We start from the raw sequence: 16,747 nt of genomic DNA, 5'->3' as shown, positions 1-16,747 counted from the left end.
CCCCGGTCAGCGCATACGTTCGGCGTGCCAGGCGAGATGATCGGCCATAAAGCTCGCGATGAAATAATAGGAATGGTCATAGCCCGCATGGTTGCGGATGGTGGCCTGCTGCCCGGTGCGGGCGCAGACATCGCGCAGCAGATCGGTGCGAAGCTGCCCGGCCAGAAACTGGTCGGCCTCGCCCTGATCGACGAGCAGATCGGGCAGGCGCGCGCCATCCTCGATCAAGGCAACCGCATCGTGGCGGCGCCATGCCTCGCGATCCTGCCCCAGATAGCCACCCAGCGCCTTGTGCCCCCAGGGCACCTGCGATGGCGCCACGATGGGCGCGAAAGCCGACACCGCCTTATAACGCTCCGGATAGGTCAGGCCGATGGTCAGGGCGCCATGGCCGCCCATGCTGTGCCCCATGATCGACTGGCGAGCCATATCCGCCGGAAAATGCGCCGCGATCAGCGCGGGCAGTTCCTGCGTGACATAGCTCCACATGCGGTAATGCCGGTCGAAGGGCGCCTGCGTCGCATCGACATAGAAGCCCGCGCCGAGGCCGAAATCATAGGCGCCCTCCGCGTCGTCGGGCACACCTTCGCCGCGCGGAGACGTATCGGGCGCCACGAAGATCAGGCCGAGCTGCGCGCAGGCACGCCGGAATTCGCCCTTTTCGGTGACATTGGCATGGGTGCAGGTCAGGCCCGAGAGATACCACACCACCGGCAGCCGCGCCCCCGGCGCATGGGGCGGGACATAGACCGAGAAGGTCATGTCCACGCCGCACACGGCAGAGGCATGGGTGTAGACGCCCTGAGCGCCGCCAAAGGCATGATGAAGGCTGATCTGTTCCATGCCGCGCGTCAGTTCCCGTCGGTGAAGGCGTAGGACACGACCTTGTTGCCAGCCGGATCGCGCAGATAGGCGGCATAGGCGCCGGGCAGATGGCCGCGCGCGCCCGGAGCGCCCTCGTCGCTGCCGCCATGGGCGAGACCGGCGGCGTGGAAGGCATCAACCTGCGCGGGTGTGGCGGCGGCGAAACCGATGGTCACGCCATTGCCCGAGGGGGCTTCGCCGTTGCCCGGCTTGGCGATGATGAAAGCGGGCTTGTCCTTGCCGTAAAGCACCCACCCGCTGCCGAAGGGCCCGAGGTTCTTCACGCCCAAAGCGCCCAGCGTCGCATCATAGAAACGCGTCGAGACATCGACGTCGGCCGCGCCGATAAACACATGGCTGAACACGCCGTCACCGGAAATCACTGCCATTGTCATTCTCCATCATCAGCGAGCGCAAGCTCGGTGGGATCAAAGGCTTACCTGCCGGACCCATTCGGGCAGATTGTAGTAAAGGCTCACCCGCGAGATCAGCCCTTCGCGCAAGGCGAAGAAGGCGCCGGCGGGCAGGACGTAGCGCTGGCCGCTGGCCTCGGGCAGACCCTCGTCGGTGACCAGATACTGGCCATGGACGGTGAATTCCGCCGCCGCCCGCAGGCCATCGGCATGCTCCATCAGGGTGATGTCGCTCAGTTGCTCGGCGTAGCAGCGGTCCATATGGGCGAGGAAAGCCGTGAAAGCCGCCTTGCCCGTCTGGCGCTCGCCCTGGTTGATGTCATGCGCCACATCCTCGGTCAGGCAGGCCAGCATGGCGGGCCTGTCTCCGGCGTTGAAGGCGGCATAGTAACGCTCCAGCAGGGCGAGCGCGCTCATCAGAACACCACGACCGAGCGGATCGACTTGCCCTCCTGCATCAGGTCGAAGGCCTCGTTGATCTCTTCCAGCGGCATGACATGGGTGATCAGGTCGTCGATGTTGATCTTGCCTTCCATGTACCAGTCGACGATCTTCGGCACGTCGGTGCGGCCGCGCGCGCCGCCGAAGGCCGAGCCCTTCCATTCGCGGCCCGTCACCAGCTGGAACGGGCGGGTGCTGATCTCCTCGCCGGCCTCGGCCACGCCGATGATGATGGACTGGTGCCCCAGCCGCGATGGCAGGCCTCCAGCGCCGGGCGCATCACCTTGGTGTTGCCGATGCACTCGAAGGAGTAATCGGCGCCGCCATCGGTCAGCTGCACGATGTGGTCGACGACGATCTCCTCGCGGCTCATGCCTTCGGTGTTGATGAAGTCGGTCATGCCGAAGCGGCGGCCCCATCTCCTCGCGCTCGGGGTTGATGTCGACGCCGATGATCTTGTCCGCGCCGACCATCCTCGCGCCCTGGATCACGTTCAGGCCGATGCCGCCCAGGCCGAAGACCACCACGTTGGCGCCCGCCTCCACCTTGGCGGTGTTGACCACCGCGCCGACGCCCGTGGTCACGCCGCAGCCGATGTAGCAGACCTTGTCGAACGGCGCGTCCTCGCGGATCTTGGCCACCGCGATCTCCGGCACGACGGTGTAGTTGGAGAAGGTCGAGCAGCCCATGTAGTGGAAGATCGGCTCGCCCTTGTAGCGAGAAGCGCGTGGTGCCGTCGGGCATCAGGCCCTTGCCCTGCGTGGCGCGGATCGTCTGGCACAGGTTGGTCTTGCCCGACAGGCAGAACTTGCACTCGCGGCATTCGGGCGTGTAGAGCGGGATCACGTGGTCGCCCGGCTTCACGGTGCCGACGCCGGGGCCGACGTCGACCACGACGCCCGCGCCTTCATGGCCGAGGATCGCCGGGAAGATGCCTTCCGGATCGGCGCCCGACAGCGTGTAGTAATCGGTGTGGCAGATGCCCGTGGCCTTGATCTCGACCAGCACTTCGCCCGCCTTGGGGCCTTCCAGATCGACTTCCACGATCTCCAGCGGAGTCTTGGGCGCAAAGGCGACGGCGGCGCGGGTCTTCATCTCAAGCTTCCCTTTCGGAGACGGCATGGTGCGGCGGTGCGACAAGCCTCGATCGGATCATGGGCCCCTGCCGACTGTTCTGTTCTTGCAGCTTTACCCAAAGCCGGTCCTTGAGATAAAGGGCGATATCTGGAAATCATTATACCATATCTGGAATAATCAAGGCCGAACCGGGACGGGATCGAGCCGTTTGTCGCGGTCGCCAAAGGCGACTCCTGCACCAGAGCGGCGGAGAGGCAGGGATGTGCCAAACCACAGCGAGCATCGAAAGCCGCCATCAATCGATCCTGCGGGCTCCACGGCCATAGTGGCAGATGGTACCAAATTGTCCTGCTCTTACGAAATTTCATTCCGCAAGTTCCGCACTATCCCTCTGGCAGCGGCCGCATTCAGGCTTTGAAACTGCCCGAGCAGCGTGAGGACGAGAAGAGGCATGACCTACGATCTGGAAACCATCGTCTCCGACGCAATAGCAATCCGCCGCGACATTCACGCGCATCCCGAACTCGCCTATCAGGAGCATCGAACGGCGGCGCTCGTCGCAGATGCTCTGAACGCGCTCGGCATGGAGGTTCAGACCGGTATCGGCGGCACCGGTGTCGTGGGCACGCTGCGTCGCGGCACCTCGCCGCGCAGCATCGGCCTGCGCGCCGACATGGACGCCCTGCCCTTTCAGGAAGAAGGCTGCCCTGCCCACGCCAGCACGGCCCCCGGCATTTTCCACGGCTGCGGCCATGACGGGCATACGGCCATGCTGCTGGGCGCGGCACGGCATCTGGCCACACAGGGGCACTTCGATGGCATCGTGCATTTCATCTTCCAGCCAGCGGAAGAAGGCCTCGGCGGCGCCAAGGCGATGATCGAGGACGGCCTGTTCGATCGCTATCCCTGCGATGCCGTCTTCGCGCTTCACAACTGGCCCGACCTGCCTGCGGGCACCATCCACACCAGGCCGGGCCCGATCATGGCGGCGGGCGACAGGTTCGAGATCGTCATCACCGGCAAGGGCGGCCATGCGGCCCAGCCCCATCACACACCCGATGCGATCCTGACGGCGGCGTCGGTCATCACCCAGCTCAACACGATCGTCTCCCGCCGCGTGCCGCCCACGGAGCTGGCGGTGCTGTCCGTCACCAAGATGGAGGGCGGCCAGACCCACAGCGTCATGCCCGCACAGGTCAGGCTGACCGGCACCGTGCGCAGCTTCAATCCGTCGGTGCAGGACATCATCGAGGGCGCGATGCGCGAGATCGCCGCCGGAACCGCGACAGCCACCGGCACAGCGATCGAGGTGATCTACACCCGCTATTACCCCGCAACCATCAACGATCCGCAAGCGGCTCAAGCGGCCCTCGCCGCCGCCAGACTGGTCACGCCCGATGTGGCGGAGGCCCCTCACCCGGCCTTCACCTCGGAGGATTTCGCCTTCATGCTGCAGCGCTGCCCCGGCGCCTATATCTGGCTGGGACAGGGCGAGGGGCAATCGCCGCCACCGCTGCACAACCCCTTCTACGATTTCAACGATGCCATCATCGGCACGGGGATCGGCTGGTTCTCCGCTCTGGCAAGCACGCTTCTGCCTGTCGACTGACATCCCTCTCCCATCATCCGGAAGAACCCCATCCCATGACAGATCTGGCCATCACCATCGACGATATCCGCAGCGCAGCCACGCAGATCGAGGGGGCTGCGGTCTACACGCCGCTGCTGGAAAACGCCGCGTTGAACAGGCTGGCCGGTCGCCGCGTGCTGATCAAGTTCGAAGGGGCCCAGCACACCGGCTCCTTCAAGTTTCGCGGCGCCTACAACCGCCTCAGCCGGATCGCGGCAGAAGACCGGGCCGCAGGGGTGGTGGCATGGTCATCGGGCAACCATGCGCAAGGTGTCGCCGCGGCCGCGCGCCTGCTGGGCATGCCCGCTGCCATCGTGATGCCCGCTGACGCGCCCCGCATCAAGATCGAGAACACCCGCGCCCTGGGCGCGCAGATCGTGCCCTATGACCGGTTGACGCAATCGCGCGAGGAGATCGCCACAGCGCTGGCGCAGGAGCGCGGCGCGGTGCTGGTCCCCTCCTTCGACGATCCCTTCATCATCGCGGGTCAGGGCACGGTCGGGCTGGAAATCCTCGATCAGGCGCGGGCGATGGGTGCCGTAATCAGTCAGCTCGTCTGCACCTGCGGCGGCGGTGGACTGATCGCCGGGATCGCCACGGCCATCAAGGCCACAGCGCCCACGGTCGCCATCTATGCGGCGGAACCGGCAGCTTTCGACGATACCGCACGTTCGCTGGTCTCGGGCCAGCGGGAGACGGTTGCGGCAGGCGCCAGCTCGATCTGCGATGCCCTGCTGGCACCCAGTCCGGGCGCGCTGACCTTCCCGATCAACCATGCCCTGCTCTCGGGCGGCCTCTCGGTAACGGACGAGGAGGTGCGCGCCGCGATGCGCTTTGCCTTCGAGACACTGAAGCTGGTCGCCGAGCCGGGCGGATCGGTCGCGCTGGCCGCGCTGCTGCACGGCAAGGTGCCGCATGACGATGCGCCGCTCGCGCTGGTTATCTCGGGCGCCAATGTCGATCCGGCAGATTATGCCGCGATCCTGCAGGGGAGCCCCGCCTAGGGGCATGCCGAGGCATGTTCGGCTGGAATGGCGTGTCAGAAAAGGTGATTTCGCTCGATGACGCCTCAAATGCGGATTCATATTCCACAGCCAGCCGATAGAGTGCCAGATCTCGACGCAGGGGCGGTGACCATGCAGCACATCTTTGTTGCCAACCCGGACCGGAAACAGGTGGAATCGCCCTCGCATGCGGCCCGCCATTTCATGCAAGGCATTGCGCTATGACCAAGCCCAGCCCCATCTCCTATTGGCTCGCCAGCGCACCGGACTTCACCGGCGGCGCCAAGGGTTCGCCCGAGGGACGGGTGGATGTCGCCATCATCGGCGGCGGCCTGACCGGACTGTCCGCCGCTTTGGCCCTGCGGCAGCGCGGCGCCAGCGTCACCCTGCTGGAGGCCGGCCAGGTGGTGGGCGAGGCCTCCGGGCGCAACGGCGGCCATTGCAACGCAGGCACGCATCAGGATCATGGCGCGCTTGTCGCCTCGCTGGGCGAGGAACGCGCCTCCGCCTTCTATCGCGCGCATTGCGACGCGGTCGATACGGTCGAGCGCATCGTGAGGGAGCAGGGGATCGACTGCGCCTTCCGCCGCTGCGGGCGCCTGAAACTGGCCGCCAAGCCGCAGCATTTCGAAAAGATGATGCGGGCGCATAATCTGCTGCATCCCAGGGTCGATCCCGATATCGACCTGCTCTCGGCCAGCGATCTGGAGCGTGAGATCGGCACCCATGACTATCACGGCGGCCTGCTGCAGAAGACCAGCGCCCAGTTGCATGTCGGCCAGTTCGGCGTCGGCCTGGCCGAGGCCGCCGCGCGCACGGGCGCAAAAATCTTCGAGAACTGCACCGTGCTGGGCGCGCAGCGTTCGGGCAGCGGCTGGGCGCTGCGCACCACGGGCGGCACCGTCCATGCCTCGCAGGTGCTGATGGCCACGGGCGGCGCCCCGGCGCAGAGCGATTTCCGCTGGTTCCAGCGCCGCCTGGTCGGCATCGGCGCCTTCATCGTCGCCACCAGCCCGCTCGACCCTGCGCTGATCGACCGGCTGCTGCCGCAGCGACGCAACTATGTCACCAGCCGCGTCATGGGCAATTTCTTCCGCCTGTCGCCCGACAACCGCCTGATCTTCGGCGGGCGGGCGCGCTTTGCCATCTCGAACGCCAAATCGGACGCCAAGAGCGGTGTGATCCTGGTCGACACGATGCGCCGCATGTTTCCCGAGTTGGCCGATGTGGGCGTCGACCATGTGTGGGGCGGCATGGTCGACATGACCGCCGACCGCCTGCCCCGCGCCGGCCAACATGAGGGGCTGTACTATGCCGTGGGCTACAGCGGCCATGGCGTGCAGATGGCGGTGCATATGGGCCAGAAGATGGCCGACTATATGGGCGGCGACACCAGGGCCAACCCATGGGAAGACCTCGGCTGGCCGGCTATTCCCGGCCATCTGGGCAAGCCATGGTTCCTGCCCGCCGTGGGCCTCTGGTACAAATTTCAGGACGCGATCCACTGAGCCAAGGGCCCGTCCGCGCGCTTCACGCCATCAGCCAAGGACCATCGATGACCATGCTCACGCCCCCTGCTGTGCAGGCAGCCCCCTCTTTTGTCGATCTGCGGGCCTTTGCCGCCGACCTTCAGGCCGGTGAGCCCGTGCCGGACGACGGCAATCCATGGACCTTCTCGCGCCGTCTGCTGCCGATGCCGCCGGGCCCGGTCACCATCGCCGCCCTGCGGCTGAGCGCCGGATCGGGCCATGCCGCAGCCACGCCCTTCGATGATTATATCATTCTCCTGTCGGGCCGCCTGCGCCTGAACGATGGCGCCGCAACGATCATCGAGCCATCCCGCTCTTTCGTGGTGCCCGCAGGCATCGCCTTCGACTGGCAGGCCGATGACGACACGGTCGCCATCGTGATGCGCTGCCCCGGCGGCACATCCGATACCAAGGGGCTGGTGAAGGTGGACATCGACGCCCCGCGCACGCCGTCCGCCCCGCCCGCGCCCGAGGTCCTGCTGACCCCGACGCCAGACTGCCGCAACCACACCGACTATCTGTCGGCGACCGGCGAGTTCAAGGTCGGCAGTTGGGACTCCACCCCCTATCACCGCTCCGCCATCGACTATGGGCATTATGAAATGATGCTGCTGCTCGACGGCGAGGTCGAGTTCGAGGACGCATTGTCCGGCACCAGCGCCACCTTCCGGGCTGGCGACGTCTTCGTCCTGCTGCGGGGCGCAAGGTGCAGTTGGAAGCATGAAGGCTTCTGCTCGAAACAATATGCCATCTATCGCCCCGCCTGATCGCCAAGCACCTGACCGCCAAGAGGACCACGCCATGACCTTTCGCCCCAAATACATCAGCTTCGACTGCTATGGCACGCTGATCCGTTTCCGCATGACCGAGATGGCGCAGGCTCATTTCGGCGCCCGGGTCTCGGCGGAAAACATGCCGCGCCTGATCGAAGACTGGGCACAATATCGCTTCGACGAGACGCTGGGCGCATGGAAGCCCTACAAGCAGGTGCTCATCAATTCGGTCGAGCGCCTGTGCAAGCGCTGGGGTCTGGCATGCGACGAGGCCTTTGGCGCATGCGTCTATGAGTCCGTGCCCACCTGGGGCCCGCATGACGATGTGCCGGGCGGTCTTGCCCCCATTGCCGACAAGATTCCGCTGGTCATCCTCTCGAACGCCAGCAACGACCAGATCCAGCGCAATGTCGACCAGTTGGGGGCGCCTTTCCACCGCGTCTACACGGCGGAGATGGCGCAGGCCTACAAGCCGCGCATGCAGGCCTTCGAATATATGTTCGACCAGTTGGGCTGCGGGCCGGAAGAGATGATGCATGTCTCCTCCTCCTTCCGCTATGACCACAACACCGCAAAGGATCTGCGCTTTGGCTGTCAGGTCTTTGTCGGACGCGGACATGAGCCGTCCAACGCCCATTACCGCGATATCGAGATCCCGCATATCGGCTGCCTGCCCGCCGTCGTCGGCCTCTGATCCCGGTCGGGCGAGGCGCAGGCTTCGCCCGATCCACCCGCCATACAGCGCATAAAAAAGGGGGCTTTTCAGCCCCCTTTTACATGGATGTCATCGCCTCAGAAATCGGCCACATCGACCCTGCCCCCCGGCATGAAGCGCGACAGGCTGTAATCCTGCGGATCGACGATCGGCGCCGCCCCCGTCGCCAGATCGGCAGCCAGATGGCCAGCCCCCGGACCGATGCCGAAGCCATGCCCGCTGAAGCCTGCCGCCAGGATCATGCCCGGCACGCCGGGCACCTCGCCGATCACCGGAACGCCATCGGGCGTGCTGTCGACATAGCCCGCCCATGAGGCCACCACCGGCACCTTGCGCAACGAAGGCACAAGTTCGGAGGCCCGCTCTTGCGCTTTCACCACAGCCACCGCATCGACCTTGGCATCAAGAATGCGCATCGCCTCCATCGGCGTGGGCTGGTCCAGCCGCCAGCGCGTAACGCCCTCATGCCCCGCGCGCCAGCCATCGAAGCCACCGGGGAAGAGATTGCGCCAGCGCTTGGCGAACATCGGCAGGAAATCGCGATGAAAGCGCAGAAACTGCGGCGTGGGATCCACCCGCGCCCGCCCGCTGACGGCCAGCGTGTGGATGCCCTCGCCCCGCCGCGTGATCGCCACGGATTTGCTGAAGAAGGCATCGGGCAGATGCAGGGCGCTGGTGGCCACCGCCGCGATGGTCTGACGCACCGCCGCCTGAGGAAAACGCACACCGAGCTGATAGCAGAAGGACGAGGCCCATGCCCCGCCCGCCATCACCACCAGCTTCGTGCGGATCGTGCCCTTCTCCGTGACGACCGCGCTGACCGCGCCGCCGCTGGTTTCCAGCCCGCGCGCGGCGCAGCCCTGATGGACACTGCTGCCCATCGCCATCAATGCCTTGGCGGCGGCAGGCGCGGCCAGCCCCGGATTGGCGATGCCATCGGTGGGGGACCATACGCCGCCGCGCCAGCTCTTGTCGGTGAAGGCCCCGGCGCGGGCCATGGCCTGCTGCGCGTCGAGCATATGGGTTTCCACGCCGACGGTGCGGGCGAAACGGCCCCAATTGGCCCAGGTCTCCAGCTCTTCCTCGTTGTTGCTGGCGTAGAACAGGCCGCAACGCTGAAAGCCGGTGGCCTCGCCGCTCTCCGCCGAGAAACGCTCCCACAGGTCGAGGCTCTTGGTCGAGAGCGGCAGTTCACGGGCATCGCGGTTCTGCTGGCGACACCAGCCCCAGTTGCGGCTGGACTGTTCGCCGGCGATGACGCCTTTCTCGATCAGCGCCACCTTCAGGCCGCGCCGCGCCAGATAATAGGCGGTGAAGGAGCCGATGATCCCGCCGCCGATGACGACAGCATCCGCTTCGGCCGGCAGATGAGAAGAGGATTCGATGTAACGCAAGGGTGCAGGCATGGTCAGCGCCTTCTTTCATTGGGGCTCAAGGCAAAGGCTCGGATCAGGCAAAGCCCACGATAGCTTTGGTTTCCAGGTAATCCTCAAAGCCCGGCAGGCCATATTCGCGCCCGTTGCCCGAACGCTTGTAGCCGCCAAACGGCGCATGGGCGTCCCATGCCGGATGGTTGATATGGACCTGCCCCGTGCGGATGCGGCGGGCAACCGCGCGGGCCTGCTCCAGATCCCGGCTCTGGACATGGCCGCCCAGGCCATAGACGGTGTCATTGGCCATTGCCACGGCCTCATCCACATCGTCATAGGCCATGATGCTGAGAACCGGGCCGAAGATTTCCTCCTGCGCAATGCGCATGTCGGCGGTCACCCCGGAAAACACGGTGGGCCGGGCGTAGAAGCCTTGTGACAGCCCCTCCAGCCGCCCCAGACCGCCACAGATCAGCCGGGCGCCATCGGCGAGGCCCGCCTCGATCATCTCCTGCACGCGGTTGAACTGGGCCTGATTGGCGATGGGGCCAAGCACCGTGCCTTCATCCAGCGGATCGCCCATGCGGATCTGCGCGACGGTGGCGATGGCCAGCGCCTCGACCTGCGCTAGCCTGTCGCGCGGCACGATCATCCGCGTGGGGGCGCTGCAGGACTGGCCGACATTGCGGAAGGCGGTCATCACCCCGCTGGCGACGACCGTCTCGAAATCGGCATCGGGCAGCAGGACATTGGGCGATTTGCCCCCCAGCTCCTGTGTCACCCGCTTCACTGTCGGCGCGGCAGCCTGCGCCACCAGCACGCCCGCCCGGTTCGATCCGGTGATCGAGATCATGTCGATGTCGGGATGGGACGCCATGGCGCCGCCGATCTCGGGCCCGGTACCGTTGACCAGATTGAACACGCCCGCAGGCAGCCCCGCATCATGCAGGATCTGGGCGAACATGATGGCGTTGAGCGGCGACAGCTCGCTGGGCTTGAGCACGATGGTGCAGCCCGCGGCAAGCGCCGGCGCAACCTTCGCGGTGATCTGATAGAGCGGCCAGTTCCATGGCGTGATCAACCCGCAGACGCCGATGGGCTCGCGCACGGTGGCCGTCGTGCCGCGCAACGTCTCGAAAGGATAGGCCGCCAGCACATCGATGGCCGCGCGCACATGGGCGATGGCGAAGGGCACATGGGCCGCGCGCGCATGGCTGATCGCCGCGCCCATCTCCAGGGTCAGCATCCGGGCCAGCGCTTCCGCCCGCTCCTGCATCAGCGCCTCGATGCGTTCGAGCCAGGCGATGCGCTGGGCCACCGATGTGGCCGCAAAGGCGGGAAAGGCGCGGCGCGCGGCAGCCACGGCGCGATCAAGATCGGCCCCGGTCGCGCCGGTCAGCCGGGCCACCACGGTTTCGCGCGAAGGGTCGATCACCGGCAGGCGCTCGCTTCCCGTCACCGGCAGCCACTGCCCGTCGATATAGGCGTGATCGAGGCACGCCAGCAGCGCGGGGCTCAAGGGGTCGAGTACAAGGGTCATATCGGCAAGTCCTGCTCTTGAGGCCCGCAGGCCGCGATCGCGTCGATTTCCACCAGATAGCCGTAGTGCAGCTCCGGCACGGGCACGACGGTGCGCGCCGGGCGGATATCGCCCATCACCTCGGCATAGATGGCGTTGAAGCGCGGCCAGTTCTCCACGCCCACGATGTAGGCGGTGACCTTGGCGATATCCGCCGGTCCCGCTCCCGCCGCAGCCAGAGCGGCCAGTATGTTGGCCAGCGCCTGCCGCACCTGTGCCTCGAAAGCGAGATCGGCGGTATGCGTGCCATCGGGCCGGATGCCCAGTTGCCCGGCGGTGAAGACCAGATCCCCGACGCGCGCGGCATGGCTGTAATGGCCGCCGGGGCGAGCCAGTGTCTCGGGCACGAAGGTCTGGACGGTCGGTGTCTTTGGCTTTGTCATCGGCTTACCATCCCCGCATGCGCGGCCAGTGCGCGACGATCGCGCGGCTGCCGGTCTCGACGGTTGCGGCGGGCTTGGTGGCGGTTTCGATCATGCTCGATCCTATGGACAACAAGAGGGCTAACCCAGCGACTGGTTGGCAAGCGCGAAGACCGCCAGGCGGCCGGACGGGTCGGTGGGCGGTCCCTTGGCCATGGCCACCACCGCATCGACCTGCGGCAGGCCGATGGCCTCCAGCCAGGGCGACAGGTCGCTGCGGCGCGTGACGTCGATGCGCAGGAACCCGCCTTCGTGGTCAGCGGTCAGCGCCGCGATGATGCTCTGCGCGTCCTCGCGCGTTTCCGCCACGACAGGGCCGATCACCACACCACGCCCCCAGACGCGCGCGCAGCCATAGGCCTGCACCACGCCATCGCGCTCCAGCACCTTGATCTGGCCGATGGCGCGCAGCGCCGCGATCAAGCCGTCGCGATCCATCCCGCTCCCGGCCCTGTCCAGCGCGCGCAGCGCCGCCAGGTCATCGGGGCCGAGGGGGCGGATGGTCGCATCGCTGTCGATGCGTGGCGCCGCGGTCAGCACCGCCTGATGCTGGTGCACCGCGCCGCAAGGCAGGAAGCCGAGCCGCTCATAGAGGGGCAGGCCATCGGGCGTGGCATTGAGCACGATGCGTCGCCCCTCAAGCCGGGCCAGCAACGCGTCCATCAGCCGGGCGCCGATCCCCTGCCGCCGCGCCTGCGGCGAGACGATGACCATGCCGACCGAGGCCACATCGTCACCATACAGCCACCACAGCGCCGTCCCCAGCACCTGCCCCTTATGTTCGGCAACCAGCCCGTGGCCAAGGTCAAGCGCGAAGACCCAGTCCTCGCGCCGATAGGGCCAGTTCAGCGCGCGGGAGAGATCATGCGCCTGATCCAGATGCTGCTCGCACATCGGAACCAGCCGGATCGCCTCCTGCGTGGCGTGATCGATCGACAAGTGAACCATGATGCGCCCTTTGTCCTGTCAGCAGCCATGCCGCTGCCATGGCATCATAATGACCTTACGCGGTGACATCTGCCGGATTCCGGGAGAATGCGGCAGATGCTGCCGGGGCGAGGCCCATTGCCCGATGTCAGAAATATCGGAGCCAGGTGATGTCGCGGCGGCGCTTCTTGAGGCGCGAATACCAGGCGGTGGGCAGGTAGAAGGGCACGATCAGCCCGACATACCAGACCAGCACCCAGCCATAGCTGTCCAGCCCGAACAGCGGCCCCTTGTTGGGGCCCCAGATCGCGAAGGCCGTGTGATACAGCAGGCGCAGCGTGGTGAGATGCAGGATGTAGAAGAACATCGGTGCTCCGCCGAAGACGCCGAGGGCCCGCACCAAGGGCGCATCCCCCATCCGCTCCAGCACGGTGAGCAGGATCGCCCCGACGCCGAGCGTCAGCAGCAGGAAGTCGAGCGAGGGCGGATATTTGGTCAGCGAGAGGAAGCTGATGGCCGTGCGCAGCGGGCTGCCCTCGACCGTGAACCAGGAGTGGTCGCCATAGCCATTGTTCAGGCGCAGCGCGACAAAGGCGGCCAGCAGGGCAAGGCCCAGAATGACGAGGCGGCGCTGACGAAGCTCCGGCGCGGTGTCGGGCGCAAACCACGGCCCGATGCCATAGCCCAGCGCGATCACGCCCACCCAGGCGAGAATGGGATAGCTGACCTTGGCGACCAGACCGAAGGGCAGCGCGATCGCGTCACGCTGATGCAGCTCTGCCCAGGGGATGAAGAAGGGATTGTCAGGCGTCAGATGAATGCCGTCGAGCAGATTGTGCCCGCAGACGATCACCAGCCCCAGCCCGATCAGCACCGGGCGCGGCAGGCGGATCAGCCCGGCCAGAATGATCATGCAGACGCCGATACACCAGATCACCTGAAGCCACAGCGTCGGCTTGGCGATGCCCCAATAGATCGGCGAGAGATAGAACACCTCGATCGCCATCAGCAGCAGGCCGCGCTTGAAGAGATAGGCGGTGGTTTCCTGCAAGGTGTGGGTGCGATGGAACAGGAACACGCCAAGGCCGGTCAGTGCGACAAAGATCGGCGCGCAGAAGCTGACCGCGAGACGGGCGAAAGCGATGGCCGGCAGGATGGTGCGCGCATCGACCGGATCGGTGACGGGCACCTGCAGAAACCAGGTTTCGCGCGTGTGATCCAGCAGCATCAGCACCATCACGAAGCCACGCAGGGCATCGATGTTCTGCAGACGCGTCTTCACGGTCACGAGGGCCTTGGGCAGAACGTGTTCGGAGGTTTGCGACCCTAACGCCGCGGCTGTTGCTGCGCCCATCTCATGCTCTTTCGCTTCTGCCGACGCCATCGTCGGCCGAACCATTAAAGCGGATTTTTCTGGCAACATATTCCGAATGTCACTGCGGCAAGCGGCCACCATGCGGTAGGATCGCCCGATTGCAGAATTTGCTGCCGTCATGCCACATGCGGCCGGAGACAGCATGCCATGCGGCGGGGATGACCCAAATCGACAGGAAGACGGCGAGGAGAAGGCGACAATCGGCACACACTACCGGCGCTTGCACGCGAAGATAGGCCAGGCGGCAAGCCCCGTAGGCGAGCCGTAAAGCATCATGCCTTGCGGCATGGACCGCATCATGCCGTCCGGCATGGGGAGATTTGGCAGTATGAAGGCCCACATGTTCGATCGCCGCGGCTTCCTGGGCAGCAGCGCCGCCAGCCTGCTGGTCGCGGGCTGCACCTCCGCCAGCAGGCGGCAGCCGGTCAAGGGCGGGCGTATTCGGGTCGCGGGCGCCACCAGCTCCACGGCGGACACGATCGACCCGGCCCGCCAGATGGCGGTGATGGATTATTGCCGCTGCAACATGTTCTATGACGGGCTCATCAAGCTTGATGAAAACCTGCGGCCCGAGCCCGCGCTGGCCGAGGCCATCGACAGCAAGGATGGCCGCGTCTGGACGCTGAAATTGCGCCAGGGCGTGCGCTTTCACGACGGCAAGCCGCTGACCCCGGCCGATGTCGTCTATTCCCTGCGCCGCCATAAAGACCCCTCGGTCGGATCGACGGCCCGCACCTTCATGTCGCAGTTCGAGGAGGTCGCCCCTTTCGGCGAGGACGGCGTCCGCATCACGCTGACGGCGCCCAACGCCGACCTGCCCGCCATTCTGGGCATCCCCCAGTTCATGATCGTGCGCGACCAGACGCGATCCTTCACCACCGCCAATGGCACCGGGCCCTTCCGCTGCGCCGAATTCAACCCCGGCGTGCGCTCGATCTCCACCCGTTACGACGATTACTGGCGCGGCCCCGTCCGGCTGGGCGAGGTCGAGCTGTTTGCCATTTCCGACGAAAGCGCACGAATCAACGCCCTGCTGTCGCATGATGTCGACCTGATTTCCGAGGTCAATCCGCGCATGGCCCGGCGCCTGAGCGAAACCGGGCTCAAGCTGCTGTCCAGCAAATCGGGCGGCTACACCGATCTGGTGATGCGGCTGGACCAGCGTCCGGGCCGCTCACCGGCCTTTGTCGAGGGCATGAAGCTGCTGATGGACCGCGAGGCGATGCAGCAGGTGATCTTTCGCGGCTATGCGACGATCGCCAACGATCACCCCATCCCGCCGACCAACCGCTATTTCGACCCGAGCCTGCCCCAGCGCCCCTTCGACCCGGATCGCGCCGCCCATCTGTTCCGCAAGGCGGGGCTGGCGGGGGCCAGGATACCGGTCGTGGTGTCGGGCGCGGCGGTGCATTCGGAGGATATGGCCATGCTGATGCAGAATGCGGCGGGCAAGGCGGGCATCGGCCTCGACATCCAGCGCCGCCCCACCGATGGCTACTGGGCACATAACTGGATGAAGGATCCGGTCGGTTTCGGCAATCTCAACGGGCGGCCCACGGCGGATATCATCTTCACCCAGCTCTATGCCTCGCATGCGGCCTGGAACGAGTCAGGCTGGCGCAACGAGCGGTTCGACCGGCTGCTGCTGGAAGCACGCGGATCGACCGACGAAGGCCTGCGCCACACCATCTATGCTGAGATGCAGAGGATGGTCCACCGCGAGGCGGGCGTCGGCATCCCGCTGTTCCTCAACATGATCGACGCCTACACGCCGCGCGTGAAGGGCATGGCATCGCGGTCTCAGGGCGGGCTGATGGGCTATGACTTTGCGTCGCATGTCTGGCTTGAGGATGCCTGACACAGCAAAACGGCGCGGCGTGATCGATCACGCCGCGCCGTCAGGGTGTTAAGTTGATCGTCAGGCGGCCGGACGCTGGGTGGCGTAAACCTTCTTCACATGCTCTTCGCTCAGCCAGGCGCAGCCTTCGCCGCGCACGAAGAGAATGACATCGCCGGCCTTGTGGGTGACGCTGGCATGGGCATCGGTGAAGGTGACGCTGCCCTCCAGCAGATGCATCAGCTCGATCTGGCGATAGGGGTTCTGCTTGCGGTGATAGGGCGTGGAATCCCAGGTGCCGCAGACAAATTCGCGCGTGGCCGACCAATAGTCCGAATGGTTGCGGCACGAGGGCGTCGGCCCCAGCAGCAGCTCGGCCAGCGGCGGGTTGGACGGGCTGAGCGGCGCCGTCTCATCGATGATGACCGGTCCGTCCTGTGTTCCCACGGCATCCGCCGGAGCGCTGACAATCACCAGCAGGGCATCCTCGCCGGCCTGCCAGCCAAAGCTGCTGCCCACCGGCAGCACGCAACTGGCGCCGGTCGGCACGGTCAGCGCGCGATCGCCGAGATCCAGATCGAGGCGGCCTGCCAGCACGATCACGAACTCATCCGCACCCAGGGTCTCCACCCGCCCCTTGCCGCGCGGGGCCAGCGCCGCGACCTGCGCCGCGCCGTCGGCAAAGGCTGGTGCGGCCCGCTCGGTCAGCCAGTCATGCGCGGGGGCTGTCCCCCGCGCATAGGCACGCAGGTCGATCACCGCGCCGACGGCAGCTTGCGTCATCACGCCGC

General features: G+C 66.1%; 15 protein-coding genes and 1 pseudogene. 6 read left to right on the top strand and 10 right to left on the bottom strand.

The window, feature by feature from the left end; genetic code table 11:
- Window positions 1-6 precede the first annotated feature (6 nt).
- The 4 genes and pseudogenes from fghA to ABDW49_RS21190 form a co-directional block, all read right to left on the bottom strand.
- Window positions 7-843, bottom strand: a complete 837-nt coding sequence (gene fghA, locus ABDW49_RS21205) for an S-formylglutathione hydrolase (protein WP_343615010.1) — start codon at window positions 841-843, stop codon at window positions 7-9.
- 8 nt (window positions 844-851) lie between these two features.
- Entirely contained in the window at window positions 852-1,259 is a 408-nt protein-coding gene (locus tag ABDW49_RS21200) for a VOC family protein (RefSeq protein ID WP_343615009.1), read from the bottom strand.
- A 33-nt stretch (window positions 1,260-1,292) separates the two neighbouring features.
- Window positions 1,293-1,694, bottom strand: a complete 402-nt coding sequence (locus ABDW49_RS21195) for a ketosteroid isomerase-related protein (protein WP_343615008.1) — start codon at window positions 1,692-1,694, stop codon at window positions 1,293-1,295.
- Window positions 1,694-2,813 (bottom strand): annotated as a pseudogene (locus ABDW49_RS21190) (S-(hydroxymethyl)glutathione dehydrogenase/class III alcohol dehydrogenase). Before ABDW49_RS21190 ends, ABDW49_RS21195 begins: the two are co-directional and overlap by 1 nt.
- A 433-nt stretch (window positions 2,814-3,246) precedes the next feature.
- Between ABDW49_RS21190 and ABDW49_RS21185 the strand changes: the two are divergent.
- The 5 genes from ABDW49_RS21185 (at window position 3,247) to ABDW49_RS21165 (ending at window position 8,425) form a co-directional block, all read left to right on the top strand.
- Entirely contained in the window at window positions 3,247-4,404 is a 1,158-nt protein-coding gene (locus ABDW49_RS21185) for an amidohydrolase (protein ID WP_343615006.1), read from the top strand.
- A gap of 35 nt (window positions 4,405-4,439) precedes the next feature.
- Window positions 4,440-5,429, top strand: coding sequence for a threonine/serine dehydratase (locus ABDW49_RS21180; RefSeq protein ID WP_343615004.1), 990 nt, complete (start codon window positions 4,440-4,442; stop codon window positions 5,427-5,429).
- Between the two features lie 221 nt (window positions 5,430-5,650).
- Window positions 5,651-6,937, top strand: coding sequence for an FAD-binding oxidoreductase (locus ABDW49_RS21175; protein ID WP_343615002.1), 1,287 nt, complete (start codon window positions 5,651-5,653; stop codon window positions 6,935-6,937).
- A gap of 47 nt (window positions 6,938-6,984) precedes the next feature.
- Window positions 6,985-7,725, top strand: coding sequence for a cupin domain-containing protein (locus ABDW49_RS21170; RefSeq protein WP_343615000.1), 741 nt, complete (start codon window positions 6,985-6,987; stop codon window positions 7,723-7,725).
- A 34-nt stretch (window positions 7,726-7,759) separates the two neighbouring features.
- The gene (locus ABDW49_RS21165; protein WP_343614998.1) at window positions 7,760-8,425 is read left to right on the top strand and encodes a haloacid dehalogenase type II; all 666 of its coding nucleotides are present in this window, start codon (window positions 7,760-7,762) and stop codon (window positions 8,423-8,425) included.
- Window positions 8,426-8,523: 98 nt separating this feature from the next.
- Here ABDW49_RS21165 and ABDW49_RS21160 read toward each other — a convergent pair whose 3' ends face one another.
- The 5 genes from ABDW49_RS21160 to ABDW49_RS21140 form a co-directional block, all read right to left on the bottom strand.
- A complete protein-coding gene (locus tag ABDW49_RS21160; RefSeq protein ID WP_343614996.1) occupies window positions 8,524-9,852 on the bottom strand; it encodes an FAD-binding oxidoreductase in 1,329 nt (442 codons plus the stop codon).
- Window positions 9,853-9,895: 43 nt separating this feature from the next.
- Complete coding sequence (locus ABDW49_RS21155; RefSeq protein WP_343614994.1) at window positions 9,896-11,356, bottom strand: aldehyde dehydrogenase family protein; 1,461 nt, start codon at window positions 11,354-11,356, stop codon at window positions 9,896-9,898.
- Window positions 11,353-11,778, bottom strand: coding sequence for a RidA family protein (locus tag ABDW49_RS21150; RefSeq protein WP_343614992.1), 426 nt, complete (start codon window positions 11,776-11,778; stop codon window positions 11,353-11,355). The genes ABDW49_RS21155 and ABDW49_RS21150 overlap by 4 nt, the downstream gene beginning before the upstream one ends.
- Before the next feature lie 120 nt (window positions 11,779-11,898).
- Window positions 11,899-12,765 carry a GNAT family N-acetyltransferase gene (locus tag ABDW49_RS21145; RefSeq protein WP_343614989.1) on the bottom strand — a complete coding sequence of 289 codons (867 nt, stop codon included), beginning with the start codon at window positions 12,763-12,765 and terminating at the stop codon, window positions 11,899-11,901.
- A 127-nt stretch (window positions 12,766-12,892) separates the two neighbouring features.
- Window positions 12,893-14,026: a heparan-alpha-glucosaminide N-acetyltransferase domain-containing protein gene (locus tag ABDW49_RS21140; protein ID WP_343614987.1), complete on the bottom strand. Its 1,134-nt coding sequence runs from the start codon at window positions 14,024-14,026 to the stop codon at window positions 12,893-12,895.
- Window positions 14,027-14,459: 433 nt separating this feature from the next.
- On the opposite strand from ABDW49_RS21140, the gene ABDW49_RS21135 reads away from it, so the two are divergent.
- Complete coding sequence (locus ABDW49_RS21135; protein ID WP_343614985.1) at window positions 14,460-15,977, top strand: ABC transporter substrate-binding protein; 1,518 nt, start codon at window positions 14,460-14,462, stop codon at window positions 15,975-15,977.
- 60 nt (window positions 15,978-16,037) lie between these two features.
- Here the strand turns inward: ABDW49_RS21135 and ABDW49_RS21130 are convergent, their stop codons facing one another.
- Window positions 16,038-16,739, bottom strand: a complete 702-nt coding sequence (locus ABDW49_RS21130; RefSeq protein ID WP_343614983.1) for a cupin domain-containing protein — start codon at window positions 16,737-16,739, stop codon at window positions 16,038-16,040.
- Window positions 16,740-16,747: the final 8 nt, after the last annotated feature.

Source organism: Novosphingobium sp. (assembly GCF_039595395.1).
Taxonomy (GTDB): Bacteria; Pseudomonadota; Alphaproteobacteria; order Sphingomonadales; family Sphingomonadaceae; genus Novosphingobium.
This window is presented reverse-complemented; position numbering and strand designations above follow the sequence as displayed.